This is a genomic window from Pseudomonas sp. AP19, assembly GCF_001728855.1.
In the GTDB taxonomy this organism is placed as follows: domain Bacteria; phylum Pseudomonadota; class Gammaproteobacteria; order Pseudomonadales; family Pseudomonadaceae; genus Aquipseudomonas; species Aquipseudomonas fluorescens.
The window spans coordinates 39,880-62,863 of record NZ_LXJP01000041.1; the positions used below are offsets into that span (position 1 = coordinate 39,880).

Sequence of the window (22,984 nt, forward strand, 5' to 3'; positions counted from 1 at the left end):
GTCAGCGGGCGTGGCTAATGGAATCTTGTTATTCATGTGCATCTACACAGCCATACAGGCGTCAGCACATGAGCAGGCGAAGGGCACGGACCCTTCGCCTGGTTAAGCGTTACGCGCCGACTACGATCGGCCTCGCCAGAGGCGGGACGGCGGCGCTGGTAGGCGCGATGCCGGCTTCGAACTCCGAACGGAAGTATTTGATTGCGCTGCCCAATGGCTCCACGGCGCCCGGTGCGTGAGCACAGAAGGTCTTGCCTGGGCCGAGGAAGCCGACCAGACCCAGCAGGGTCTCGATGTCGCCTGGCTGGCCTTCGCCTTTCTCGATCGCCATCAACAGCTTCACACTCCATGGCAAACCGTCACGGCACGGGGTGCAGAAGCCGCAGGATTCGCGGGCGAAGAACTGCTCCATGTTGCGCAGCAACGACACCATGTTCACGGTGTTGTCCACCGCCATCGCCAAGCCAGTACCCATACGGGTGCCGACCTTGCCGATGCCGCCGGCGTACATTTGTGCGTCGAGGTGCTCGGGCAGCAGGAAGCCGGTGCCGGCGCCGCCTGGTTGCCAGGCCTTGAGGGTGTAGCCGTCGCGCATACCGCCGGCGTAGTCCTCAAACAACTCGCGGGCGGTCACGCCGAATGGCAATTCCCACAGGCCCGGGTTCTTGACCTTGCCGGAGAAGCCCATGAGCTTGGTGCCCATGTCTTCGCTGCCTTCGCGGGCCAACGATTTGTACCAGTCCACGCCGTCGGCGATGATCGCCGGCACGTTGCACAGGGTCTCGACGTTGTTCACGCACGTCGGCTTGCCCCACACGCCGACGGCGGCAGGGAAAGGCGGCTTGGAGCGCGGGTTGGCGCGGCGGCCTTCGAGGGAGTTGATCAGTGCGGTTTCTTCACCGCAGATATAACGCCCGGCGCCGGTGTGCACGAACAGTTCGAAGTCAAAACCGGAACCGAGGATGTTCTTGCCCAGCAGGCCGGCGGCCTTGGCTTCTTCCACGGCACGGTTCAGGTGCTTGGCGGCGGTGGTGTATTCGCCACGCAGGAAGATGTAGCCACGGTAGGTTTTCAGTGCGCGGGCACTGATCAGCATGCCTTCGATCAGCAGATGGGGCAGTTGCTCCATCAGCATGCGGTCTTTCCAGGTGTTCGGCTCCATTTCATCCGCGTTGCACAGCAGGTAGCGAATGTTGATGGATTCGTCTTTGGGCATCAGCCCCCACTTAACGCCAGTGGGGAAGCCAGCACCGCCGCGACCTTTAAGGCCGGCGTCTTTCACGGTCTGGACGATATCGTCCTGGGCCATGTCGGCGAAGGCTTTGCGCGCCGCGGCGTAACCGTTCTTGGCCTGGTACTCGTCGAGCCATACCGGCTCGCCGTCGTCACGCAGGCGCCAGGTCAGCGGGTGGGTCTCGGCCGAACGCTTGATCAGGTTGGCCGGGCCGAAAGAAGTCAGGGTCATGGGTAGCCCTCGAGCAATTGGGTGACGCCAGCAGGCTGCACGTCACCGAATGTGTCGTCGTCGATCATCAACGCCGGCGCCTTGTCGCAGTTACCCAGGCAGCACACCGGCAGCAGCGTGAAGCGGCCATCCGGAGTGGTCTGGCCGAGGCCGATGCCCAGCTTGTTCTGGATCTCACTGACCACGGACTCGTGGCCACCGATGTAGCAGACCATGCTGTCGCACACGCGAATAATGTGGCGACCCACCGGCTGGCGGAAGATCTGGCTGTAGAACGTGGCCACACCTTCAACGTCGCTGGCGGGGATGCCAAGGATCTCGCCGATGGCGTAGAGGGCGCCGTCCGGCACCCAGCCACGTTCCTTCTGGACGATCTTCAAGGCTTCGATAGACGCCGCGCGCGGGTCTTCGTAGTGATGCAGCTCGTGCTCGATGGCCGAGCGCTCGGTTTCACTCAAGGTGAAACGGTCTGTCTGGATAAGCGTGCTATTCATGCTTAGCGGTCCACGTCGGCCATAACGAAATCGATACTACCCAGGTACGCAATCAAGTCCGCGACCATTTCACCTTTGATCACCGAAGGGATCTGCTGCAGGTGCGGGAAGCTTGGAGTGCGAATCCGGGTGCGGTAGCTCATGGTGCCGCCATCGCTCGTCAGGTAATAACTGTTGATACCCTTGGTCGCTTCGATCATCTGGAAGGATTCGTTGGCCGGCATCACCGGGCCCCACGAAACCTGCAGGAAGTGCGTGATCAGGGTTTCGATGTGTTGCAGCGTGCGCTCTTTCGGCGGCGGCGTGGTCAGCGGGTGGTCCGCCTTGTACGGGCCTGCCGGCATGTTGCGCATGCATTGCTCGATGATCTTCAGGCTCTGGCGCATTTCTTCGACGCGCACGATGCAACGGTCGTAGGCATCGCCATTGGCCGCCAACGGCACTTCGAATTCGAAGTTCTCGTAGCCGGAGTACGGGCGCGCTTTACGCAGGTCGAAATCGCAACCGGTGGAACGCAGGCCAGCACCGGTGACGCCCCATTCCAGGGCCTCTTTGGTGTTGTAGGCCGCGACCCCAATGGTCCGGCCCTTGAGGATGCTGTTGTCCAGGGCGGCTTTCTGGTACTCGTCCAGACGCTTGGGCATCCAGTCGATGAATTCCTTGACCAGGCGTTCCCAGCCATTTGGCAGGTCGTGCGCGACACCGCCGATGCGGTACCAGGCCGGGTGCAGGCGGAAGCCGGTGATGGCTTCGATGACCTTGTAGGCGCGCTGACGGTCGGTGAAGGTGAAGAACACCGGGGTCATGGCGCCGACGTCCTGGATGTAGGTACCCAGGAACAGCAGGTGGCTGGTGATCCGGAAGAACTCGGCCATCATGATGCGGATGGTGTCGACGCGGTCCGGCACCTTGATACCGGCCAGCTTCTCGACCGAGAGCACGTACGGCAGATTGTTCATCACGCCGCCGAGGTAGTCGATACGGTCGGTGTACGGGATGAAGCTGTGCCACGACTGGCGCTCGGCCATCTTCTCGGCACCACGGTGGTGGTAACCGATGTCCGGCACGCAGTCGACGATTTCTTCGCCGTCCAGTTGCAGGATGATACGGAAGGCACCGTGCGCCGAAGGGTGGTTCGGGCCCAGGTTGAGGAACATGTAGTCCTCGTTGGTGCCGGAGCGTTTCATGCCCCAGTCTTCCGGCCGGAAGCGTGCAGCCTCTTCTTCAAGCTGTTGCTTGGCGAGGTTCAGGCTGAACGGGTCGAATTCGGTGGCGCGCGCAGGGAAGTCCTTGCGCAGCGGGTGACCTTCCCAGGTCGGCGGCATCATGATGCGCGTCAGGTGCGGGTGGCCAGGGAAGTCGATACCGAACATGTCCCAGACTTCACGCTCGTACCAACTGGCGTTGGGCCAGATGCCGGTCACGGTCGGGACGCTCAGGTCGCTTTCGGAGAGGGCGACCTTGATCATCACGTCGCTGTTACGTTCGATCGACAGCAGGTGATAGAACACGGTGAAATCGGCGCCGCTCGGCAGGCCCTGGCGCTTGGTCCGCAGACGCTCGTCCACGCCATGCAGGTCATAGAGCATGACGTACGGCTTGGGCAGGTTGCGCAGGAAGGTCAGGACTTCGACGAGCCTGGCGCGCGCCACCCACAGCACCGGCATGCCGGTACGTGTGGCCTGGGCGGTAAAGGCGTCAGGGCCAAAACGGTTATTGAGTTCGACAACCACATCCTGGTCGTCTGCCTTATAAGGCGGGATGTACAGAGCACTGCCTGTAGTCATGGTTTTTTATCGCTTTCGGTCAACGTAAAGAATGAAGCCAGGTTTTCGTTCTATAAAAGAAGCGGTGCTGGATCAGACTTCGTCGGGGCTGCGCAGGTTGGTGACTGCGATTCGCTGTTCGCGGCGCTGTTCCTTTTGTGACGGCATCTCGGCGCGATACACGCCTTGATCTCCGACAACCCAGGACAGTGGGCGACGCTCCTTGCCAATCGATTCCTGCAACAGCATCAAGCCTTGCAGAAATGCTTCAGGGCGGGGCGGGCAGCCAGGCACGTAGACGTCCACGGGCAGGAACTTGTCCACCCCTTGAACGACGGAATAGATGTCGTACATGCCACCGGAGTTGGCGCACGAACCCATGGAGATAACCCACTTCGGTTCGAGCATTTGCTCGTAGAGACGCTGAATGATCGGCGCCATCTTGATAAAGCAGGTTCCGGCGATAACCATGAAATCCGCCTGACGCGGTGATGCCCGGATAACTTCGGCGCCAAAGCGCGCGATGTCGTGGGGCGCCGTGAAGGCGGTGGTCATTTCCACGTAGCAGCAGGACAGACCGAAGTTGTACGGCCACAGGGAGTTCTTACGTCCCCAGTTGACCGCGCCACTCAGCACGTCTTCCAGCTTGCCCATGTAGATGTTTTTGTGGACTTGATCTTCTAACGGATCGGAAACGGTTTCCCGTTCGCCGATAGGGTACTGATCGTTAGGAGCATCCGGGTCGATCCTGGTGAGATTGTATTGCATCGCCAAAGCCTCATTGTTTCAGCTTCGCTTGCCGCTTACGACGAGCTTCCGGAGCCCAGTCAAGGGCGCCCACTCGAAATAGGTAGACAAGGCCTGCCAACAGAATTGCTATGAAAACGAGGGCTTCGACGAATCCGGTCCAGCCGCTTTCGCGGACGGACACAGACCAGGCAAAGAGAAAGAGGGCTTCGATATCGAAGATCACGAACAGCATCGCGACCAGATAGAATTTGGCTGAGAGCCTCAAGCGGGCGCCACCTGTAGGCAGCATGCCGGACTCGAACGGTTCATTTTTGCTGCGGCCCCAGGCTTTTGACCCGAGGAGGCTGGAGACACCAAGCATGAAGGCACAAAGGCCGACAACACCGAGGAGGAAAATGGCAAAGCCCCAGTTGTGGACCATGAGTCCTGTCGCTTCGGTCATGCTGGAAATCCTTAACAGAGAGCAAAGGTCTCTGAGCTCGAAAAAGTAACGATGCAGTGACGATATGTCGCACTGCAATCAATCGCGGTGATTTTATGGCTAAACACCGGGCAAGTAAAATTCCTATAGCGAAATTATTCGATGGAATAAGCACATAGTGCACCTTTGTGGGGCTGCAGCCCTTGCGGGGTGGGCATTAGCGGGCTTTTTATCAAATATGTTTTGTTTAAGCTGTAAAGAAGTTTTCATGGGCTAAATGATAATGACTATTGTTTGGGTGGGTGTTAAGCGGGTGCGTGTGATGTAGCGGGGGAAGTTGCTGTTACTTGCTAGATTGCCGCTAGTTGCTCGAAGGGATCTTTTAACCGATTTTATTCAGGCAAATACCGCTCTGGATCAATGTTTTGCGCAAAGCCTTCAGGTTCGGCCCAGTCCCTGTGTGAGCCGGGCTTGCCCGCGACAGGGGTGTGCCAGCCTGTGAAAGGGCGCTGACGGACCGCTATCGCAGGCGAGCCAGCCCCCACCTTTGATGCGTATGCTGTCCGAGGGCTTTTCTGCGCACCAAAAAAAACGCCCCGAACCAGTCGGGGCGTCAGATCGTGCGGCATTGCGGTTAGGTCTTCCGTGAACCCGCAATGGCCGTGTACTCAGTTGATCAGTGGAACTGTTCTTCTTCGGTCGAACCGGTCAGCGCGGTCACGGACGAGGTGCCGCCCTGGATCACGGTGGTCATGTCGTCGAAGTAGCCGGTGCCCACTTCCTGCTGGTGCGCCACGAAGGTGTAGCCTTTGGACGCGTCAGCGAACTCCTGCTCCTGCAGCTTCACGTAGGCCGTCATGTCGTTGCGGGCGTAGTCGTGCGCCAGGTTGAACATGCTGTGCCACATGTTGTGAATGCCGGCCAGGGTGATGAACTGGTGCTTGTAGCCCATGGCCGACAGTTCGCGCTGGAATTTGGCGATGGTCGCGTCGTCCAGGTTCTTCTTCCAGTTGAAAGAAGGCGAGCAGTTGTAGGACAGCAGTTGGTCCGGGTATTCCTTCTTGATCGCTTCGGCGAAACGACGCGCTTCGTCGAGGTCCGGCTTGGCGGTTTCGCACCAGATCAGGTCGGCGTACGGCGCGTAGGCCAGGCCGCGAGCGATGGCCTGGTCGAGGCCGGCGCGTACTTTATAGAAGCCTTCCTGGGTACGTTCGCCGGTGACGAATGGCTTGTCGTATGGGTCGCAATCGGACGTCAGCAGGTCAGCAGCGTTGGCGTCGGTACGTGCCAGGATGATGGTCGGGGTGCCGGCCACGTCAGCGGCCAGGCGCGCAGCGGTCAGCTTCTGTACGGCTTCCTGGGTAGGCACCAGCACTTTGCCGCCCATGTGCCCGCATTTTTTCACCGAAGCCAGCTGGTCTTCGAAGTGCACGCCGGCAGCGCCAGCCTCGATCATGCTTTTCATCAGCTCGTAGGCGTTCAGTACGCCGCCGAAACCGGCTTCAGCATCCGCCACGATCGGTGCGAAGTAGTCGATGTAGCCTTCATCGCCCGGGCCTTTACCGGCTTTCCACTGGATCTGGTCGGCACGACGGAACGAGTTGTTGATGCGCTTGACCACGGTTGGCACCGAGTCCACCGGGTACAGCGACTGGTCGGGGTACATGGATTCAGCGGAGTTGTTGTCCGCTGCCACTTGCCAGCCGGACAGGTAGATCGCCTGGATACCGGCTTTCACCTGTTGGACTGCCTGGCCACCGGTCAGGGCGCCCATGCAGTTGACGAAATCTTTGTCGGGACGGAAGGACGGCTTGGCACCTTGGGTTACCAGGTTCCACAGCTTCTCGGCGCCGAGTTTTGCAAAGGTGTGCTCTGGTTGAACCGAGCCACGCAGGCGGACGACGTCAGCAGCGGAATAAGCGCGGGTCACGCCTTTCCAGCGTGGGTTTTCAGCCCAGTCTTTTTCAAGGGCTGCAATTTGCTGTTCGCGTGTCAGTGCCATGGGAAAAACCTCGTCGCGTCTTCGTGTGGAAAAACAGTGTGGAAAGATCCGTTTGCCAGCCCTGCATTCACTGCACAGGCGTGGCGCTCGCTGACCAGAAGCTTAGGCGGTCAAGTCAGGTTCGGCGGGGAAGGCGACGGGATGAACGAGTAACGAGAGGGGAGTTGGGCAGGTAAGGGCGAACTGCGAACAGTCTTCGGGCGTCGTGGGCCTTTGTACGATCCATCAGTGTATAGCCGGGTTACCTGGTTAGCTTCCGTCCCTCGGGACAACTTCGTTCCAGTCGCAACCTCGTCAAACACACCTTGTGGGCGGTACAGACACGAATCGGCTCAGATGGGTAGCTTAGAGCGACGATCCGAAGGCCCTTGCCAGGGCCCCTGATTAGCGGGAGCGAGGCCATCATGCCCATGCTTTTTTGGATCGTCAAACGTTTTGTAGTGCTTTTTTTATAGCACTACATCTTTAGTCTAATACGACTCGCCAGTCAGTTTTCGGTGCTTCAGTTCAAGGTGTCGACCTTGACCCGCAAAGTCAGGTCATCGCGTCCCTGAGTAGAGTAGCTGCGGGTTGTAGAAGATTTGTCGGCCTGAGTCTCACGGTTGATGCCTGCCAGCGAGATCCATTCACCCAGGCGCCCGCTGACGGTTGTGTCGGTACTCTGTACGTTCACTACATCGGGACGTTCCTGGCTCATACGGTCACGGTTGGTACTGATGGCCAGGTGTACGGTCTCGCCAGTGACGCTGGCGGTGACGTAAAAACCTTGGGTCACGTTGCGATACTGGGTCTGGTTTTGCGGGCGGCCATAGGCGTCTGGCTGGGTCGTTGTCAGTGGCACGCTCTGGCCCACCTGGATCAGCGCGGGCACTCCTTCGCTGGCCTGGATCTGCTGGATGCCTCCATCGCGGCTGGCGGTGCCGTAACTGATGATGCGCGTCTGGCTGTCGCCGGTGTTCTGCTGATTGTTTTCGTTGCTGTCGACGGTGATCAGCAGGCGCTTGGCGGGTGTGTCGAGTTGGGCGAGCAATGCGCGCAGGTCCTGGATCTTGCCGGGGTCGGCTTTGACAATCAGCTGGTTGCCGTAGGCGCTGACGGTGCCGTCCTTGCCGATGAAATTCTGCGCCACGGGCAGTAAATCAGCGCTGGTGCGATTGCTCAGGTTGACGACTTCGGTGTCAGCCATTGCTGAGACGCTGGCGGTCAGGAGGAGAGCGGTGAGCAGGGTGCGTAGGGACATGTCCGTTATCTCTGCGAGTCATTTAAGCTTGATAGTGCCAGTTTGTCGGCCTGGCAGGTCGCAAGTTGAATCGTAGACGGCAAAATGCCCTGGCAGGCAGGGCATTTTGGGTATTGCTGATGACGCTATCGCAGGCAAGCCAGCTCCGACAGGGGAATGCATTCCAAATGTGGCAGCTGGCTTGCCTGCGATAAGGGCGACTCGGTCTCGAATCAGCCCTCGCGCACCATATCGACATGTGGAATCCCGACTTCCAGGAACTCATCACTGACAATCTTGAAGCCCAGTCGCTCATAAAACGGCGCCGCATACACCTGCGCACTGAGGAACTGCTTGGTCTGGCCACGTTGCTCGGCCATGCCAATCACGGCTTCCATCAGCTTGTCGCCGACCTTCAGCCCGCGCCAGTCCTTAAGCACCGATACGCGGCCGATTTCGCCGCTGGGCAGCAGGCGCGCGGTGCCAATCGGAAAGTCACCTTCAAAGGCGAGAAAATGCACGGCGTCAGCGTCGTCTGCGTCCCATTCAAGCTCAGGTGGAACCGATTGTTCAGCGATGAATACCGCTTCACGAATGCGCCGAATCTCAGCGATATCCTTTTGCCAGTCCGCGACACTTACGTGAATCTTATTCATCGGCAAATCCCAGGCTTCCTTGCTTGACCAATTCGCACAGCAGGTCGCGACCGTCTTCGTCTGCGAGCCATGTACCAAGATTTTCGCTGTGCAGGGCGTCGGCCGAGCAGATCAGCTTCAACAGCTCGCGCAGTTTGCCTGGCAGGTAACGGCTCTGGCCGCTGGCGAACAGCAAGACATCATCGTCCACTTCCGACCACGCCATGCGGGCGCTTGGGTTGCGGACCAAAATCGCGCCGTCTTCCAGGCTGGCGATAAAGTCTTCTTCGACCAACTCTTCGCCTGCGACCATTTCCGGGTAGCGTGGCTCGGTCATGAACTGGCCGAACCAGGTCAGCAGCATGCGCTCGTCGCTCATGTGCTCGGCCAGAAGGCTTTTCAGGCGGTCAAGTGCATCGCCTTGAATCTGGTGCGGGTCGCTGACCGGTTGGGCGTCGGCGTCGGTGTAACGCTCTTCGTCCGTCAGGTATTGGCTGAGGAAGTCGGTGAAGTGGGTCAGGACTTCAGCGGCGCTCGGTGCGCGGAAGCCGACCGAGTAGGTCATGCAGTCATCTTCAGCGATGCCGAAGTGCGCCAGGCGCGGCGGCAGGTAGAGCATGTCGCCCGGTTCCAGCACCCATTCTTCGCTTTGTTCGAATTCGGCGAGGATGCGCAGGTCAGCGTGCTGCAGCAGCGGGCTTTCGGAATTGCACATCTGGCCGATTTTCCAGTTGCGCTTGCCTTGGGCCTGCAGCAGGAACACGTCGTAGTTATCGAAGTGCGGGCCGACGCTGCCGCCGGGTGCGGCAAAGCTGATCATCACGTCGTCGATACGCCAGCTTGGCAGGAAGCGGAAGTGCTCCAGCAGCTCGGCCACTTCCGGCACGAACTGGTCGACAGCCTGCACCAGCAGCGTCCACTCGCGCTCGGGCAGGGTGCTGAAGGCGTCTTCGGCGAAAGGCCCGCGGCGCAGCTCCCATGGGCGCTCGCCGTGCTCGATCACCAGGCGCGATTCGACTTCTTCTTCCAGGGCCAGGCCGGCCAGTTCGTCGGCATCGATCGGGCTTTCGAAATCAGGGATGGCCTGGCGGATCAGCAGCGGTTTTTTCTGCCAGTAGTCGCGCAGGAATTCGCGTGCCGTGATGCCGCCCAGAAGTTGAAGAGGAATATCAGGATTCATGTGTAACCTATTGAAAAAAAGCACTTTTAAGACAGGAATAAAAACGCCCGGCGCGGCCGGGCGTCTCAAGAGGGCTTGCGCTAAATCAGATGCGCTTGGCTTGGGCCACCGCATTGCCGATGTAGTTGGCCGGGGTGAGCAATTTCAGCTCGGCCTTGGCGGCGGCTGGCATGTCCAGGCCGTCGATGAAAGTTTGCAGCGCGTCGGCAGTGATGCCCTTGCCGCGCGTCAACTCTTTGAGCTTTTCGTAAGGGTTTTCGATGTTGTAGCGGCGCATCACGGTCTGGATCGGCTCGGCCAATACTTCCCAGCAGGCATCCAGGTCAGCGGCGATTTTCTGCGCGTTGAGTTCCAGTTTGCTAATGCCTTTGAGGCTGGCTTCGTACGCGATCACGCTGTGGGCGAAGCCTACGCCGAGGTTGCGCAGTACGGTGGAGTCGGTCAGGTCGCGCTGCCAGCGGGAAATCGGCAACTTGCTGGCCAGGTGCTGGAACAGCGCGTTGGCGATACCGAGGTTGCCTTCGGAGTTTTCGAAGTCGATCGGGTTGACCTTGTGCGGCATGGTCGACGAGCCGATTTCACCGGCAATGGTGCGCTGCTTGAAGTAGCCCAGGGAGATGTAGCCCCAGATATCGCGATCGAAGTCGATCAGGATGGTGTTGAAGCGCGCAATGGCGTCGAACAGTTCGGCGATGTAGTCGTGCGGTTCGATCTGAGTGGTGTACGGGTTGAAACCCAGGCCCAGCTCGTCTTCGATGAAGGCGCGGGCGTTTTCTTCCCAGTCGATTTCAGGGTAGGCCGACAGGTGCGCGTTGTAGTTGCCTACGGCACCGTTGATCTTGCCCAGCAGTGGCACGGCGGCGACTTGAGCGATCTGGCGCTCAAGGCGGTACACGACGTTCGCCAGCTCTTTGCCCAGGGTGGTCGGCGAGGCCGGCTGACCATGGGTGCGCGACAGCATCGGCACGTCGGCGAAACGGATGGCCAGTTCGCGGATGGCGTTGGCGGTCTGGCGCATCAGCGGCAGCATCACGTCATCACGGCCTTCGCGCAGCATCAGGGCGTGGGACAGGTTGTTGATGTCCTCGCTGGTGCAGGCAAAGTGGATGAACTCGCTGACCTGGGCCAGTTCCGGCAGCTTGGCTGCTTGCTCTTTGAGCAGGTACTCAATGGCTTTAACGTCGTGGTTGGTGGTGCGCTCGATCTCTTTCACACGCTCGGCGTGCTCCAGAGAGAAGTTTTCCGCCAGGGTGTTCAGTACAGCGTTGGCTTCGGCGGAAAACGCCGGCACTTCGCTGATGGCGGGGTGAGCGGCCAGGCGCTGGAGCCAGCGCACTTCAACCAGAACACGAGCACGGATCAAGCCGTATTCGCTGAAAATAGGGCGCAGGGCCTGGGTTTTGCCGGCGTAGCGGCCGTCAACAGGGGAAACCGCAGTGAGCGAAGAGAGCTGCATGGGGTGTTCTCGGACAGTCGGGCAACGAAATGGGGCGCGTATCATACATGAAAAAATCCGCCGGTCCGTTGCCAACTGACCGGCGTATTACGCGTAACGGCTTGAAAATGGCCTGTCGGTGCGACTTATTCGTTGCGCATCAACGGGTAAAGCTCTTTGAGCAATTTGCGACGACTGATCACCAGTTGCCAGCGATGGCCGCCCAACTGCCGCCACAACCGTGCCGAGCGAATACCGGCCAGGAGCAGGGCGCGGATTTTCGAGGCGTTATTGGGTTGCTGCAGGTTGCGCATGTCGCCGTGTACCTGGATTCGCTGGCGCAAGGTGCTCAAGGTGTCCTGATACAGCGCGCCGCAAGCGGCAATCACGTTTTCGTGGGCCGGGCCGAAGTGTTCCACCTGGGACTGAATCTGCGGCAGGCGTTTGCCGATGGTTTCCAGCATGTCTTCGCGTTTGGCCAGTTGGCGTTCAAGGCCGAGCATCGACAGCGCATAGCGCAATGGCTCGCGCTGCAAGGTGCTCGGGTCGCGCTCCAGCGCGCCGATCAGCGCGCGATAACCTTCGCGCAGCGCCAAATCGTCACCGCCATAGACTTCCAGGGTGTCCTTGGGATCGCGGATCAGCAAGCTGCCGAGCATGCAGGTCAGTCCGGCTTCGGTGACCTGGCCGGTCTTGGCGATCTTGTCGACCAGCACGGCAGCGAGGAAAACCCCGCCAAGCGCCGTCAATTGCTCCTGGGTCGGGCTCATGCCGGGTTGCTCCAGGGCTCGGCGACTTCAATCACGCCGCCGCCCAGGCAAATTTCGCCGTCATAGAACACCACGGACTGGCCTGGGGTGACCGCGCGTTGCGGGTCATCAAAGGTGGCACGATAGCCGGTGGCGGTTTTTTCCAGGGTGCAGGGCTGATCACTCTGGCGATAGCGCACTTTGGCGGTCAGGCGGCGCGGAGTGCTCAGGTCGACAGGGTTGACCCAATAGATCTCCGAAGCGAGCAGGGCGCCCGAGAACAGCAGTGGGTGTTCATTGCCCTGGCCGACGATCAGCACGTTGTGCTCCAGATCCTTGATCAGCACGTACCACGGCTCTTCGCCGGCGTCTTTCAAGCCGCCGATACCCAGGCCCTGGCGCTGACCGATGGTGTGGTACATCAGGCCATGGTGACGGCCGATGACGTCGCCTTCCGTCGTCTTGATCTCGCCCGGTTGTGCCGGCAGGTACTGCTTGAGGAAATCACTGAAACGGCGCTCACCGATAAAGCAGATCCCAGTGGAGTCCTTTTTCTTGGCGGTGGCCAGGCCGTGTTTCTCGGCAATCCTGCGCACTTCGGGTTTTTCCAGCTCGCCGACCGGGAACAGGGTCTTGGCGATCTGTTCGCCGCCGACGGCATGCAGGAAGTAGCTCTGGTCCTTGTTCGGGTCCAGGCCTTTAAGCAGTTCGGTGTGACCCTCGATGTCGCGACGGCGCACATAGTGGCCTGTGGCGATCAGGTCGGCGCCAAGGATCATGGCGTAGTCGAGGAACGCCTTGAACTTGATTTCGCGGTTGCACAGGATGTCCGGGTTCGGCGTGCGACCTGCCTTGTATTCGGCCAGGAAGTGCTCGAACACGTTGTCCCAGTACTCGGCTGCGAAGTTGGCAGTGTGCAGCTTGATGCCGATCTTGTCGCACACGGCCTGGGCGTCCGCCAGGTCGTCCATGGCGGTGCAATATTCCGTTCCATCGTCTTCTTCCCAGTTCTTCATGAACAGGCCTTCCACCTCATAACCCTGCTCCATGAGCAGAACGGCGGAAACGGAAGAATCCACGCCGCCGGACATGCCGACGATGACGCGCTTCTTTTGTGTGTCAGAAGGGGCTGGATCACGCATAGGGTTTCAACGGGTGTCTTGAAAAAGGACGCGATTCTATCAGGCCCAAGCCCTCAAGGCTAAAGAGAAGGGCGGATCAATTCGAGACTGTGGCGCTGGCCGGCCAAATAATCATCGATACAGCGGATGATCAGCTCGCTGCGCCAGTCGTCGCGCACGGCCATCAGCTCGTCACGGGTGAGCCAGCGGGCGCGGATGATGCCGTCGTCCAGTTGATACTCCGGGTGGTGTTTGAGGGCCTTGGCGGTGAAGCACACGCGCTGGTAGGTCACACCATTGCTGGGCGCGGTGTACAGGTAAATGCCGACAATGCCGGTAGCTTCGACGTCCCAGCCGGTTTCTTCGAGGGTCTCGCGTACGGCGGCTTCGGTCAGGGTTTCGTTCGGGTCCAGGTGGCCGGCGGGCTGGTTGAGCACGGCGCGCCCGCCCTTGAGTTCTTCGACCATCAGGAAGCGGCCGTTGTCTTCGACGAGGGTGGCGACGGTGATGTGGGGTTGCCAGGTCATTCAAAACCTCGATTCATGATGCGGTGCGGTCTTTGGGCGGGGTTGCAGTCAGTGTGGAAGCGGGCTTGCTCGCGAATGCAATGGGTCAGATATGCATCAGGTGACTGGCACAGCGCATTCGCGAGCAAGCCGGCACCCACATGTTGATTCGGTGTGTTCTGCAAAACCGCAGTGTGCTGAAACAGAAACCCCGGCGCGGGGCCGGGGCTTCTTTGCATCCTTACAACCTTACTTCAACTTGGCAATGGCCGCGTTGAGGGTGGTGCTTGGGCGCATGGCTTTGCTGGTCAGCTCCGGGTTCGGCGCGTAGTAGCCGCCGATGTCCACTGGCTTGCCCTGTACGGCGTTCAGCTCGGCAACGATCGTCGCCTCGTTTTCGCTCAGGGTTTTAGCCAGTTCGCCGAACTGCGCTTGCAGTGCAGTGTCTTTGGTCTGGGCGGCCAGGGCTTGAGCCCAGTACAGCGCCAGGTAGAAGTGGCTGCCGCGGTTGTCGATGTTGCCGACTTTGCGCGATGGCGACTTGTTGTTGTCGAGGAACTGGCCGGTGGCCTGGTCCAGGGTCTTGGACAGCACCAGGGCTTTCGGGTTGTTGTAAGTCACACCCAAATGCTCAAGGGAAGCGGCCAGGGCCAGGAACTCGCCCAGGGAATCCCAGCGCAGGAAGTTCTCTTCCACCAGCTGTTGCACGTGCTTTGGAGCCGAACCGCCGGCGCCGGTTTCGAACAGGCCGCCACCGTTCATCAGCGGTACGATCGACAGCATCTTGGCGCTGGTGCCCAGTTCCATGATCGGGAACAGGTCAGTCAGGTAGTCGCGCAGTACGTTGCCGGTCACCGAGATGGTGTCCTGGCCCTTGCGGGTACGCTCCAGGGTGAACTTCATCGCGTCGACCGGCGACATGATGCGGATGTCCAGGCCTTCGGTGTTGTGGTCTTTCAGGTAAGCCTGAACTTTCTCAACCACGACGCCGTCGTGCGCGCGCTGTGGGTCCAGCCAGAAAATCGCTGGGGTGTTGCTGGCGCGGGCACGGTTGACGGCCAGTTTGACCCAGTCCTGGATCGGCGCGTCTTTGGTCTGGCACATGCGGAAGATGTCGCCGGCTTCAACAGCCTGTTCCATCAGCAGGGTGCCCTTGCTGTCGGTGACGCGGACGACGCCGTCAGCCTTGATCTGGAAGGTCTTGTCGTGGGAGCCGTACTCTTCGGCTTTCTTCGCCATCAGGCCAACGTTTGGCACGCTGCCCATGGTGGTTGGGTCGAAGGCGCCATGCGCCTTGCAGTCTTCGATGACGGCTTGGTAGATGGTGGCGTAGCAGCGATCCGGGATCACCGCCTTGGTGTCGTGCAGCTGGCCGTCGGTGCCCCACATTTTGCCGGAGTCACGGATCATGGCCGGCATCGAGGCGTCGACGATCACGTCGCTCGGCACGTGCAGGTTGGTGATGCCTTTGTCGGAGTTGACCATCGCCAGGGAAGGGCGAGCGGCGTAGACCGCCTGAATGTCAGCTTCGATCTGCGCTTGCTGATCGGCAGGCAACGCCTTGATGCGAGCGTACAGGTCGCCGATGCCGTTGTTCAGGTTGAAGCCGATCTGCTCCAGCACGGCAGCGTGCTTGGCCAGGGCATCTTTATAGAACTCGGCAACAATCTGGCCGAACATGATCGGGTCGGAAACCTTCATCATGGTGGCTTTCAGGTGAACCGACAGCAGCACGCCTTGTTTCTTGGCGTCTTCGATTTCAGCGGCGATGAAGCTGCGCAGGGCTTTCTTGCTCAGCACGGCCGTGTCGATGATTTCGCCGGCTTGTACCGAGGTCTTCTCTTTCAGAACGGTCGCGGTGCCGTCTTTGGCGACCAGCTCGATCTTCACAGCGTCAGCGGCTTCGATCTGTACGGCTTTTTCGCTGCCGTAGAAGTCGCCGTTGCTCATGTGAGCGACGTGCGATTTGGAGTCCGCAGCCCAGGCGCCCATTTTGTGCGGGTGCTTGCGGGCGTAGTTCTTGACCGACAGCGGTGCGCGGCGGTCGGAGTTGCCTTCGCGCAGGACCGGGTTCACGGCGCTGCCCTTGACCTTGTCGTAACGTGCACGGGTTTCTTTTTCCGCGTCGGTGGTTACGGTTTCCGGGTAGTCCGGCAGGGCGTAGCCCTGGGCCTGCAGTTCCTTGATCGCAGCTTGCAGCTGAGGGGTCGAGGCGCTGATGTTAGGCAGCTTGATGATGTTGGCTTCAGGTGTAACGGCCAGGTCGCCCAGTTCGGCGAGGTGGTCCGGGATAGCCTGGGTACCCAGTTGCTCGGGGAAGCTTGCGAGGATGCGCGCGGCGAGGGAGATGTCGCGGGTTTCCACAGCAATATCAGCGGAAGCGGTGAAGGCCTCTACGATAGGCAGCAGTGAATAGGTGGCGAGGGCTGGGGCTTCGTCGGTGAAGGTGTAGATGATCTTCGAGCGGGTGGGCATATTCGGATTAACTCTCTTCTTTGCTGAAAGCGTGCGCAGAAACTCGAGATGCGCCGGGTGGAGCGCGTTCGTTCAAAGTCATCCATGAGCGAAATGTCGAGGTTTCTTCGCGGTGATGTTGGGTTGCATCAGTCGAGCGTCAAGCGGGTGGACTATTGTAATAGTCCTGCTTTCTGGCTGAAGGCTACTGTCTAGAGCGGTCAGCTGTCGTGACTCTTGGGTCAGCGGCGGCATTATACATAGGTCGCTATGCTTACGCCGAGCCTTCATACAAAAGGTGAGTCGTCCATTGGTCTAAAGGTCGCAGGGCCCAGACTGCGACCAAAGTCGCACGATGTGCTCAAGATTGGCGATTTTGCCTTTGCTTTCAGGCTTGTAGGCGACCAAATATGCTGTTTTCGATGCAAATGAGCATGGCGCGAGGTTTCAGTCGCCATTTATCTGGAGTAGGCTCGAACGCAGCCAGATGTTCAATCCATAGATGGAGTTCAGCATGGGATACAAGAAGATTCAGGTTCCGGCAGTCGGCGACAAAATCACCGTCAATGCAGACCATTCTCTCAATGTTCCTGACCAACCGATCATCCCTTATATAGAAGGCGACGGTATTGGCGTCGACATCAGCCCGGTGATGATCAAGGTGGTCGACGCAGCTGTTGAAAAGGCTTATGGCGGCAAGCGCAAAATCTCCTGGATGGAGGTTTATGCGGGCGAGAAGGCGACTCAAGTTTACGACCAGGACACCTGGCTGCCCCAGGAAACCCTGGATGCGGTCAGAGATTACGTGGTTTCCATCAAGGGTCCGCTGACCACGCCGGTTGGCGGCGGCATTCGTTCGTTGAACGTGGCCCTGCGTCAACAGCTCGACCTGTATGTGTGTCTGCGCCCGGTGCGTTGGTTCGAAGGCGTGCCCAGCCCGGTCAAGAAGCCTGGCGATGTCGACATGACCATCTTTCGTGAGAACTCCGAGGATATTTACGCCGGCATCGAGTGGAAGGCCGGTTCGCCGGAAGCGATCAAGGTGATCAAGTTCCTGAAGGAAGAGATGGGCGTCACCAAGATTCGTTTCGATCAGGATTGCGGCATTGGCATCAAGCCAGTGTCCCTGGAAGGTACCAAGCGTCTGGCGCGCAAAGCCCTGCAGTATGTCGTGGATAACGACCGCGACTCGCTGACGATCGTGCACAAGGGCAACATCATGAAGTTCACCGAAGGTGCCTTCAAGGAGTGGGCCTACGAGGTGGCGGCTGAAGAGTTCGGGGCGACACTGCTCGACGGCGGCCCGTGGATGCAGTTCAAAAACCCGAAAACCGGCAAGAATGTGGTGGTCAAGGATGCCATTGCCGATGCAATGCTCCAGCAGATCCTGTTGCGTCCGGCCGAATACGATGTAATCGCGACCCTCAACCTGAACGGCGACTACCTCTCCGACGCCTTGGCGGCGGAAGTGGGCGGCATCGGGATTGCCCCGGGGGCCAACCTCTCGGACACCGTGGCGATGTTTGAAGCCACCCACGGCACGGCGCCAAAATACGCAGGCAAAGACCAGGTCAACCCCGGTTCATTGATTCTGTCGGCGGAAATGATGCTGCGGCACATGGGGTGGACGGAGGCGGCTGACTTGATTATCAAGGGCACCAATGGCGCTATTTCGGCCAAGACCGTGACCTATGACTTCGAGCGCTTGATGGAGGGCGCCAAGCTGGTGTCGTCTTCGGGCTTCGGCGATGCGCTGATCTCACACATGTAAACAGCGGGCAATAAAAAAACCGGCCATCTCTAATGGTTTGAGATGGCCGGTTTTTTATTGCAACCTGCTGGTTCAGTGGCGGATCAGGCCACGACTTTCTTTTCTTTTTTAGCAGCTGGGGTTGCGGGTTTTTCGTGTACTACGGCGTTCACTGTATCGATGTTCACTGCGTGCAGTCCTTTCGGTCCTTCAATCGTTTCAAAACTGACTGCTTGGCCTGCTTTCAGCGTCTTGTATCCATCCATGGTAATTGCCGAGTAATGCGCAAAAAGATCTTCGTCGGGTTTCCCTTCCGCGTTAATGAACCCGTACCCTTTGGCATTATTGAACCATTTGACCTTGCCATTGATCTTGACGCCAGACATACCATATCCCTCTGCACCAGACTCCATCACTGGAGTATCATCCAGTTTATCCGTCCTAACCCGAATAAATAAGGTTGACTGCGCGGACCTTTTTTACCCACTGTGGGCTCTATTGGTTGTAACACCGTTTCGCCGATAGTCAAGGCGACCGTATAGTCAGAGTTGAAATTCCGGCAGGTCGCCCCCACCACTGTATTTGAACCACTGACGAACCTTTCTTTCCATGCATGCAATCAGCCAGATTCGACTAACATTCAATCAGGATCGCCCGGATCAGGAACACGATGACGACGGTTCTGCAGGCATTGCTGTTCAGGAGGCTAAGCCTGCTCTACAGGCGCCGCCGATGTACAAGGTGGTTTTGTTCAATGATGACTACACACCGATGGATTTCGTGGTCGAAGTGCTCGAGGTGTTTTTTAACCTGAACCGCGAGTTGGCGACCAAGGTAATGCTGGCCGTTCACACAGAAGGACGGGCAGTATGTGGAGTGTTTACCCGCGACATCGCCGAGACAAAGGCCATGCAGGTCAACCAGTACGCCAGGGAAAGCCAGCATCCGCTACTCTGTGAAATCGAGAAGGACGGTTAACGCCGACCACTTGGGTATGAGGTGAAGCTATGTTAAACCGCGAGCTCGAAGTCACCCTCAATCTTGCCTTCAAGGAGGCTCGTTCGAAGCGTCATGAATTCATGACCGTCGAACACCTGCTGCTGGCACTTTTGGATAACGAAGCTGCCGCCACCGTTCTGCGTGCGTGCGGCGCCAACCTCGACAAACTCAAGCATGACCTGCAGGAGTTTATCGACTCCACCACGCCACTGATCCCCGTGCATGACGAGGACCGTGAGACTCAGCCGACGCTGGGCTTTCAGCGGGTATTGCAGCGTGCTGTGTTCCACGTACAGAGCTCCGGTAAGCGTGAAGTCACAGGCGCCAACGTGCTTGTGGCGATTTTCAGCGAACAGGAAAGTCAGGCAGTGTTCCTGCTTAAACAGCAGAGCGTTGCCCGTATTGATGTCGTCAACTACATCGCCCACGGTATCTCCAAAGTGCCAGGGCACGGCGATCATTCCGAGGGTGAGCAGGATATGCAGGATGACGAGGGTGGTGAGTCTTCCTCTTCGGGCAATCCACTGGATGCCTATGCCAGCAACCTTAACGAACTGGCGCGCCAGGGGCGGATCGATCCGCTGGTGGGGCGTGAGCTTGAGGTCGAGCGTGTAGCGCAGATCCTCGCTCGTCGTCGCAAAAACAATCCGTTGCTGGTGGGTGAGGCAGGCGTGGGTAAAACCGCAATCGCCGAAGGCCTGGCCAAGCGCATTGTTGATAACCAGGTGCCTGACTTGCTGGCCAACAGCGTCGTCTACTCCCTTGATCTCGGGGCGTTGCTCGCCGGGACCAAGTACCGTGGCGATTTCGAGAAGCGCTTCAAGGCGCTGCTCGGTGAGCTGAAAAAACGCCCGCAAGCGATCCTGTTTATCGACGAGATCCACACCATCATTGGTGCCGGCGCGGCATCCGGTGGGGTGATGGATGCCTCGAATCTACTGAAGCCGTTGTTGTCGTCGGGTGATATCCGCTGCATTGGCTCGACCACGTTCCAGGAATTTCGCGGGATCTTCGAAAAAGACCGTGCCCTGGCGCGTCGTTTCCAGAAAGTCGACGTGTCCGAACCTTCGGTTGAAGACACCATCGGCATCCTGCGCGGGCTCAAGGGGCGTTTTGAAGCGCACCATGGCATCGAGTACACCGATGAAGCGTTGCGCGCAGCCGCTGAACTGGCGTCGCGCTACATCAATGATCGCCACATGCCGGACAAGGCGATCGACGTGATCGATGAAGCGGGGGCCTACCAGCGCCTGCAGCCGGTCGAGAAACGCGTGAAGCGCATCGACGTGCCTCAAGTCGAGGACATCGTGGCGAAGATCGCGCGGATTCCGCCTAAGCACGTCAACAGTTCCGACAAGGAGTTGCTGCGTAATCTGGAGCGTGACCTCAAGCTGACCGTGTTCGGACAGGATGCGGCCATCGACGCGCTGTCCACGGCGATCAAGTTGTCGCGTGCGGGCCTCAAGTCGCCGGACAAGCCGGTCGGTTCGTTCCTGTTTGCAGGCCCTACCGGCGTCGGCAAGACCGAAGCGGCGCGGCAGTTGGCCAAGGCCATGGGGATCGAGCTGGTGCGCTTCGACATGTCCGAATACATGGAGCGCCACACCGTGTCGCGCCTGATCGGTGCGCCTCCAGGCTATGTCGGGTTCGATCAGGGCGGTCTGCTGACCGAAGCGATCACCAAGCAACCGCATTGCGTATTGCTGCTCGATGAAATCGAGAAGGCCCACCCGGAAGTCTTCAACCTGCTGCTGCAGGTCATGGACCACGGGACCCTGACCGACAACAACGGGCGCAAGGCGGACTTCCGCAACGTCATCGTGATCATGACCACCAACGCCGGTGCTGAAACCGCTGCGCGAGCCTCTATCGGCTTTACGCATCAGGATCACTCCTCGGATGCGATGGAAGTGATCAAGAAGAGCTTCACGCCGGAATTCCGCAACCGTCTGGACACCATTATCCAGTTTGGTCGCCTCAGCCATGAGGTTATCAAAAGCGTGGTGGACAAGTTCCTTACCGAGCTTCAGGCGCAGCTGGAAGACAAGCGCGTGCAGCTGGACGTGACGGACGCAGCGCGCAATTGGCTTGCGCAGGGTGGCTACGATTCGGCAATGGGCGCTCGCCCAATGGCGCGTCTGATCCAGGACAAGATCAAGCGGCCACTGGCCGAAGAGATCCTGTTCGGCGAGCTTTCCGACCATGGCGGTGTGGTGCACATCGACTTGAAGGACGGCGAGTTGACCTTCGAGTTCGAAACCACGGCCGAGATGGCCTGATAGCTGATTGCAACACAGCAAAAAGGCGCCGAAAGGCGCCTTTTTGCTGTCTCCTGAACACTGAAGATCAAATGTGGGAGGGGGCTTGCTCCCGATGACGGTGTGTCAGTCGCTGACTATATTGACTGGCCCGCCGCTATCGGGAGTAAGTCTCCCCTCCCACAGGGTTTGCAGTGTCAGGCAAATAGCGCACACACAAAAACGCCCGGCATAACCGGGCGTCTTGTATTGACTTGATTAACGAGCGCGGTAAGTGATGCGCCCTTTGCTCAAGTCATAGGGCGTCAGCTCGACGCGCACTTTGTCACCGGTAAGAATACGAATGTAATTCTTGCGCATCTTGCCGGAGATATGCGCGGTTACGACGTGCCCATTTTCCAACTCCACACGAAACATGGTGTTGGGCAGGGTGTCGACGACAGTGCCTTCCATTTCGAAGCTGTCTTCTTTCGACATGCAGTAAAGCCCTCGGTATCCAGTGAATGGCCCGGTGCAACTGCGCCAGGCAAAAGCGGCGTGCATTGTGCCCGAAAAAGGGTGTTCAAGCCAAGGGGTTCTAGTTAAGCGTTACCCATCTTTGATTAATCAGTAGCTCAATGGGCCGATATTGGGTCTTGTAGTTCATCTTTTTGCAGTTCTTGATCCAGTATCCGAGGTACACCGCTTCCAGTTCCAGGCGCAAGGCTTCGCCGATTTGCCAGAGAATGGCGAAGCGCCCGAGGCTGCGACGTTCTTCCATGGGTTCATAGAAGGTGTACACCGCCGACAGGCCATTGGGCAGCAGGTCGGTCACGGCGACCGCGAGCAGGCGCCCGTCGAGGCGGAATTCGTAGAAGCGGCAGAAGGGCAGGTCGCGCACCAGGAATGTCGAAAACTGATCGCGGCTGGGCGGAAACATGTCGCCGTCGGCATGACGCTGCTCGATGTAGCGCTGGTAAAGATCGAAATATTCTTCGCTGAAGTGTGGCTTGGTGGCGGTGACTGTCAGGTCGGCATTGCGCTTGAGGATGCGTTTCTGGTTGCGGTCCGGCAAAAACTGCGCGACCGGGATGCGTGCCGGTACACAGGCATTGCAGTTCTGGCAATGTGGCCGGTACAGGTGATCGCCGCTACGCCGAAAACCCATCTCTGAAAGGTCGGCATACACATGCACATCCATGGGCTGGCTGGGGTCGAGGAACAGCGTCGTTGCCTGCTCGTCGGGCAGATAGCTACAGGAGTGAGCTTGAGTGGCATAAAACTTCAAGCGCGCCAGCTCGGTCATGATCAACCCTCGGGATAAGCTTTGAAATAAGTGTAAGCCAGGTGCGAGGAAGTCGCCTAGGAAACCCACGGTCCAGAGCTGCGTTGGTCCAAATGCTTGCGCAGAAACTCAGCGAAATCACTGCGCGGTATGGCGCGGGCGCCAAGGCTGTGCAAGTGATCATTGGGCATCTGGCAGTCGATCAGCACAAAACCCCAGGCCTGGAGCTGACGGGTGAGTGTGGCAAAGCCGAATTTGGAGGCATTGTCGGCGCGGCTGAACATGGACTCGCCAAAAAATAGTTGGCCCATTGCCAGGCCGTACAGGCCACCGACCAGCTGCCCTTGATCCCAAACCTCCACCGAGTGCGCGTAGCCGCGCTGGTGCAGCTCCAGGTAGGCGTGCTGGATGCCTTCGGTGATCCACGTGCCGTCGGCATAGCTGCGCGGCGCGGCACACGCCTGGATGACGGCAGCGAAGTCCTGGTCGAATGTCACGGTATACCGCTGCTGGCGC

The 22,984-nt window shown here is 59.0% G+C and carries 21 protein-coding genes; 3 read left to right on the forward strand and 18 right to left on the reverse strand.

Annotated features, from left to right (window positions below):
- Positions 1–109 precede the first annotated feature (109 nt).
- The 14 genes from nuoF to A7D21_RS24115 all read right to left on the reverse strand — a co-directional run bounded on the left by nuoF (position 110) and on the right by A7D21_RS24115 (position 16,218).
- Positions 110–1,465 carry an NADH-quinone oxidoreductase subunit NuoF gene (gene nuoF / locus A7D21_RS24050; RefSeq protein WP_053256841.1) on the reverse strand — a complete coding sequence of 452 codons (1,356 nt, stop codon included), beginning with the start codon at positions 1,463–1,465 and terminating at the stop codon, positions 110–112.
- A complete protein-coding gene (nuoE, locus tag A7D21_RS24055; protein ID WP_003174721.1) occupies positions 1,462–1,959 on the reverse strand; it encodes an NADH-quinone oxidoreductase subunit NuoE in 498 nt (165 codons plus the stop codon). Before nuoE ends, nuoF begins: the two co-directional genes overlap by 4 nt.
- A 2-nt stretch (positions 1,960–1,961) precedes the next feature.
- Positions 1,962–3,746, reverse strand: coding sequence for an NADH-quinone oxidoreductase subunit C/D (nuoC, locus tag A7D21_RS24060; protein WP_069552850.1), 1,785 nt, complete (start codon positions 3,744–3,746; stop codon positions 1,962–1,964).
- A gap of 72 nt (positions 3,747–3,818) precedes the next feature.
- Complete coding sequence (locus A7D21_RS24065; protein ID WP_012724951.1) at positions 3,819–4,493, reverse strand: NADH-quinone oxidoreductase subunit B family protein; 675 nt, start codon at positions 4,491–4,493, stop codon at positions 3,819–3,821.
- Between the two features lie 10 nt (positions 4,494–4,503).
- Complete coding sequence (locus tag A7D21_RS24070; protein ID WP_069552851.1) at positions 4,504–4,917, reverse strand: NADH-quinone oxidoreductase subunit A; 414 nt, start codon at positions 4,915–4,917, stop codon at positions 4,504–4,506.
- Between the two features lie 655 nt (positions 4,918–5,572).
- A complete protein-coding gene (gene aceA / locus A7D21_RS24075) occupies positions 5,573–6,898 on the reverse strand; it encodes an isocitrate lyase (RefSeq protein ID WP_053256839.1) in 1,326 nt (441 codons plus the stop codon).
- Positions 6,899–7,400: 502 nt separating this feature from the next.
- The gene (locus A7D21_RS24080; RefSeq protein WP_053256838.1) at positions 7,401–8,138 is read right to left on the reverse strand and encodes a secretin N-terminal domain-containing protein; all 738 of its coding nucleotides are present in this window, start codon (positions 8,136–8,138) and stop codon (positions 7,401–7,403) included.
- 212 nt (positions 8,139–8,350) lie between these two features.
- Positions 8,351–8,773: a GNAT family N-acetyltransferase gene (locus A7D21_RS24085; protein WP_053256837.1), complete on the reverse strand. Its 423-nt coding sequence runs from the start codon at positions 8,771–8,773 to the stop codon at positions 8,351–8,353.
- Positions 8,766–9,932 (reverse strand): cupin domain-containing protein, encoded by a 1,167-nt coding sequence (locus tag A7D21_RS24090; protein ID WP_053256836.1) that lies wholly within the window; start codon positions 9,930–9,932, stop codon positions 8,766–8,768. Before A7D21_RS24090 ends, A7D21_RS24085 begins: the two co-directional genes overlap by 8 nt.
- 85 nt (positions 9,933–10,017) lie before the next feature.
- On the reverse strand, positions 10,018–11,388 hold the full coding sequence (gene purB, locus A7D21_RS24095; protein ID WP_069552852.1) for an adenylosuccinate lyase: 1,371 nt from the start codon (positions 11,386–11,388) through the stop codon (positions 10,018–10,020).
- A 125-nt stretch (positions 11,389–11,513) separates the two neighbouring features.
- Entirely contained in the window at positions 11,514–12,137 is a 624-nt protein-coding gene (gene hflD, locus A7D21_RS24100) for a high frequency lysogenization protein HflD (RefSeq protein ID WP_016969254.1), read from the reverse strand.
- Positions 12,134–13,258, reverse strand: a complete 1,125-nt coding sequence (gene mnmA, locus A7D21_RS24105) for a tRNA 2-thiouridine(34) synthase MnmA (protein ID WP_069552853.1) — start codon at positions 13,256–13,258, stop codon at positions 12,134–12,136. Before mnmA ends, hflD begins: the two co-directional genes overlap by 4 nt.
- A gap of 59 nt (positions 13,259–13,317) precedes the next feature.
- Positions 13,318–13,764, reverse strand: coding sequence for an NUDIX hydrolase (locus A7D21_RS24110; RefSeq protein ID WP_053256833.1), 447 nt, complete (start codon positions 13,762–13,764; stop codon positions 13,318–13,320).
- Between the two features lie 228 nt (positions 13,765–13,992).
- Positions 13,993–16,218 (reverse strand): NADP-dependent isocitrate dehydrogenase, encoded by a 2,226-nt coding sequence (locus tag A7D21_RS24115; RefSeq protein WP_069552854.1) that lies wholly within the window; start codon positions 16,216–16,218, stop codon positions 13,993–13,995.
- A gap of 493 nt (positions 16,219–16,711) precedes the next feature.
- On the opposite strand from A7D21_RS24115, the gene icd reads away from it, so the two are divergent.
- Complete coding sequence (gene icd / locus A7D21_RS24120) at positions 16,712–17,968, forward strand: NADP-dependent isocitrate dehydrogenase (RefSeq protein WP_053256831.1); 1,257 nt, start codon at positions 16,712–16,714, stop codon at positions 17,966–17,968.
- Between the two features lie 83 nt (positions 17,969–18,051).
- Here the strand turns inward: icd and cspD are convergent, their stop codons facing one another.
- Positions 18,052–18,333, reverse strand: a complete 282-nt coding sequence (cspD, locus tag A7D21_RS24125; protein ID WP_053256830.1) for a cold shock domain-containing protein CspD — start codon at positions 18,331–18,333, stop codon at positions 18,052–18,054.
- A 223-nt stretch (positions 18,334–18,556) separates the two neighbouring features.
- On the opposite strand from cspD, the gene clpS reads away from it, so the two are divergent.
- Complete coding sequence (gene clpS, locus A7D21_RS24130; protein WP_053256829.1) at positions 18,557–18,925, forward strand: ATP-dependent Clp protease adapter ClpS; 369 nt, start codon at positions 18,557–18,559, stop codon at positions 18,923–18,925.
- A gap of 29 nt (positions 18,926–18,954) precedes the next feature.
- Positions 18,955–21,225 carry an ATP-dependent Clp protease ATP-binding subunit ClpA gene (clpA, locus tag A7D21_RS24135; protein WP_053256828.1) on the forward strand — a complete coding sequence of 757 codons (2,271 nt, stop codon included), beginning with the start codon at positions 18,955–18,957 and terminating at the stop codon, positions 21,223–21,225.
- A gap of 237 nt (positions 21,226–21,462) precedes the next feature.
- Here clpA and infA read toward each other — a convergent pair whose 3' ends face one another.
- The 3 genes from infA to aat form a co-directional block, all read right to left on the reverse strand.
- The gene (infA, locus tag A7D21_RS24140; RefSeq protein WP_002553999.1) at positions 21,463–21,681 is read right to left on the reverse strand and encodes a translation initiation factor IF-1; all 219 of its coding nucleotides are present in this window, start codon (positions 21,679–21,681) and stop codon (positions 21,463–21,465) included.
- Positions 21,682–21,781: 100 nt separating this feature from the next.
- Positions 21,782–22,489 carry an arginyltransferase gene (locus A7D21_RS24145; RefSeq protein WP_053256827.1) on the reverse strand — a complete coding sequence of 236 codons (708 nt, stop codon included), beginning with the start codon at positions 22,487–22,489 and terminating at the stop codon, positions 21,782–21,784.
- Positions 22,490–22,545: 56 nt separating this feature from the next.
- Positions 22,546–22,984, reverse strand: a 439-nt coding sequence (aat, locus tag A7D21_RS24150; protein ID WP_069552857.1) for a leucyl/phenylalanyl-tRNA--protein transferase, incomplete at its 5' end; no start/stop codon positions are given.

Bases quoted from the DNA above. Each gene is read 5' to 3' on its own strand.
- nuoF (WP_053256841.1), bottom strand. From the start codon at position 1,465: ATGACCCTGACTTCTTTCGGCCCGGCCAACCTGATCAAGCGTTCGGCC.
- nuoE (WP_003174721.1), bottom strand. From the start codon at position 1,959: ATGAATAGCACGCTTATCCAGACAGACCGTTTCACCTTGAGTGAAACC.
- nuoC (WP_069552850.1), bottom strand. From the start codon at position 3,746: ATGACTACAGGCAGTGCTCTGTACATCCCGCCTTATAAGGCAGACGAC.
- A7D21_RS24065 (WP_012724951.1), bottom strand. From the start codon at position 4,493: ATGCAATACAATCTCACCAGGATCGACCCGGATGCTCCTAACGATCAG.
- A7D21_RS24070 (WP_069552851.1), bottom strand. From the start codon at position 4,917: ATGACCGAAGCGACAGGACTCATGGTCCACAACTGGGGCTTTGCCATT.
- aceA (WP_053256839.1), bottom strand. From the start codon at position 6,898: ATGGCACTGACACGCGAACAGCAAATTGCAGCCCTTGAAAAAGACTGG.
- A7D21_RS24080 (WP_053256838.1), bottom strand. From the start codon at position 8,138: ATGTCCCTACGCACCCTGCTCACCGCTCTCCTCCTGACCGCCAGCGTC.
- A7D21_RS24085 (WP_053256837.1), bottom strand. From the start codon at position 8,773: ATGAATAAGATTCACGTAAGTGTCGCGGACTGGCAAAAGGATATCGCT.
- A7D21_RS24090 (WP_053256836.1), bottom strand. From the start codon at position 9,932: ATGAATCCTGATATTCCTCTTCAACTTCTGGGCGGCATCACGGCACGC.
- purB (WP_069552852.1), bottom strand. From the start codon at position 11,388: ATGCAGCTCTCTTCGCTCACTGCGGTTTCCCCTGTTGACGGCCGCTAC.
- hflD (WP_016969254.1), bottom strand. From the start codon at position 12,137: ATGAGCCCGACCCAGGAGCAATTGACGGCGCTTGGCGGGGTTTTCCTC.
- mnmA (WP_069552853.1), bottom strand. From the start codon at position 13,258: ATGCGTGATCCAGCCCCTTCTGACACACAAAAGAAGCGCGTCATCGTC.
- A7D21_RS24110 (WP_053256833.1), bottom strand. From the start codon at position 13,764: ATGACCTGGCAACCCCACATCACCGTCGCCACCCTCGTCGAAGACAAC.
- A7D21_RS24115 (WP_069552854.1), bottom strand. From the start codon at position 16,218: ATGCCCACCCGCTCGAAGATCATCTACACCTTCACCGACGAAGCCCCA.
- icd (WP_053256831.1), top strand. From the start codon at position 16,712: ATGGGATACAAGAAGATTCAGGTTCCGGCAGTCGGCGACAAAATCACC.
- cspD (WP_053256830.1), bottom strand. From the start codon at position 18,333: ATGTCTGGCGTCAAGATCAATGGCAAGGTCAAATGGTTCAATAATGCC.
- clpS (WP_053256829.1), top strand. From the start codon at position 18,557: ATGCATGCAATCAGCCAGATTCGACTAACATTCAATCAGGATCGCCCG.
- clpA (WP_053256828.1), top strand. From the start codon at position 18,955: ATGTTAAACCGCGAGCTCGAAGTCACCCTCAATCTTGCCTTCAAGGAG.
- infA (WP_002553999.1), bottom strand. From the start codon at position 21,681: ATGTCGAAAGAAGACAGCTTCGAAATGGAAGGCACTGTCGTCGACACC.
- A7D21_RS24145 (WP_053256827.1), bottom strand. From the start codon at position 22,489: ATGACCGAGCTGGCGCGCTTGAAGTTTTATGCCACTCAAGCTCACTCC.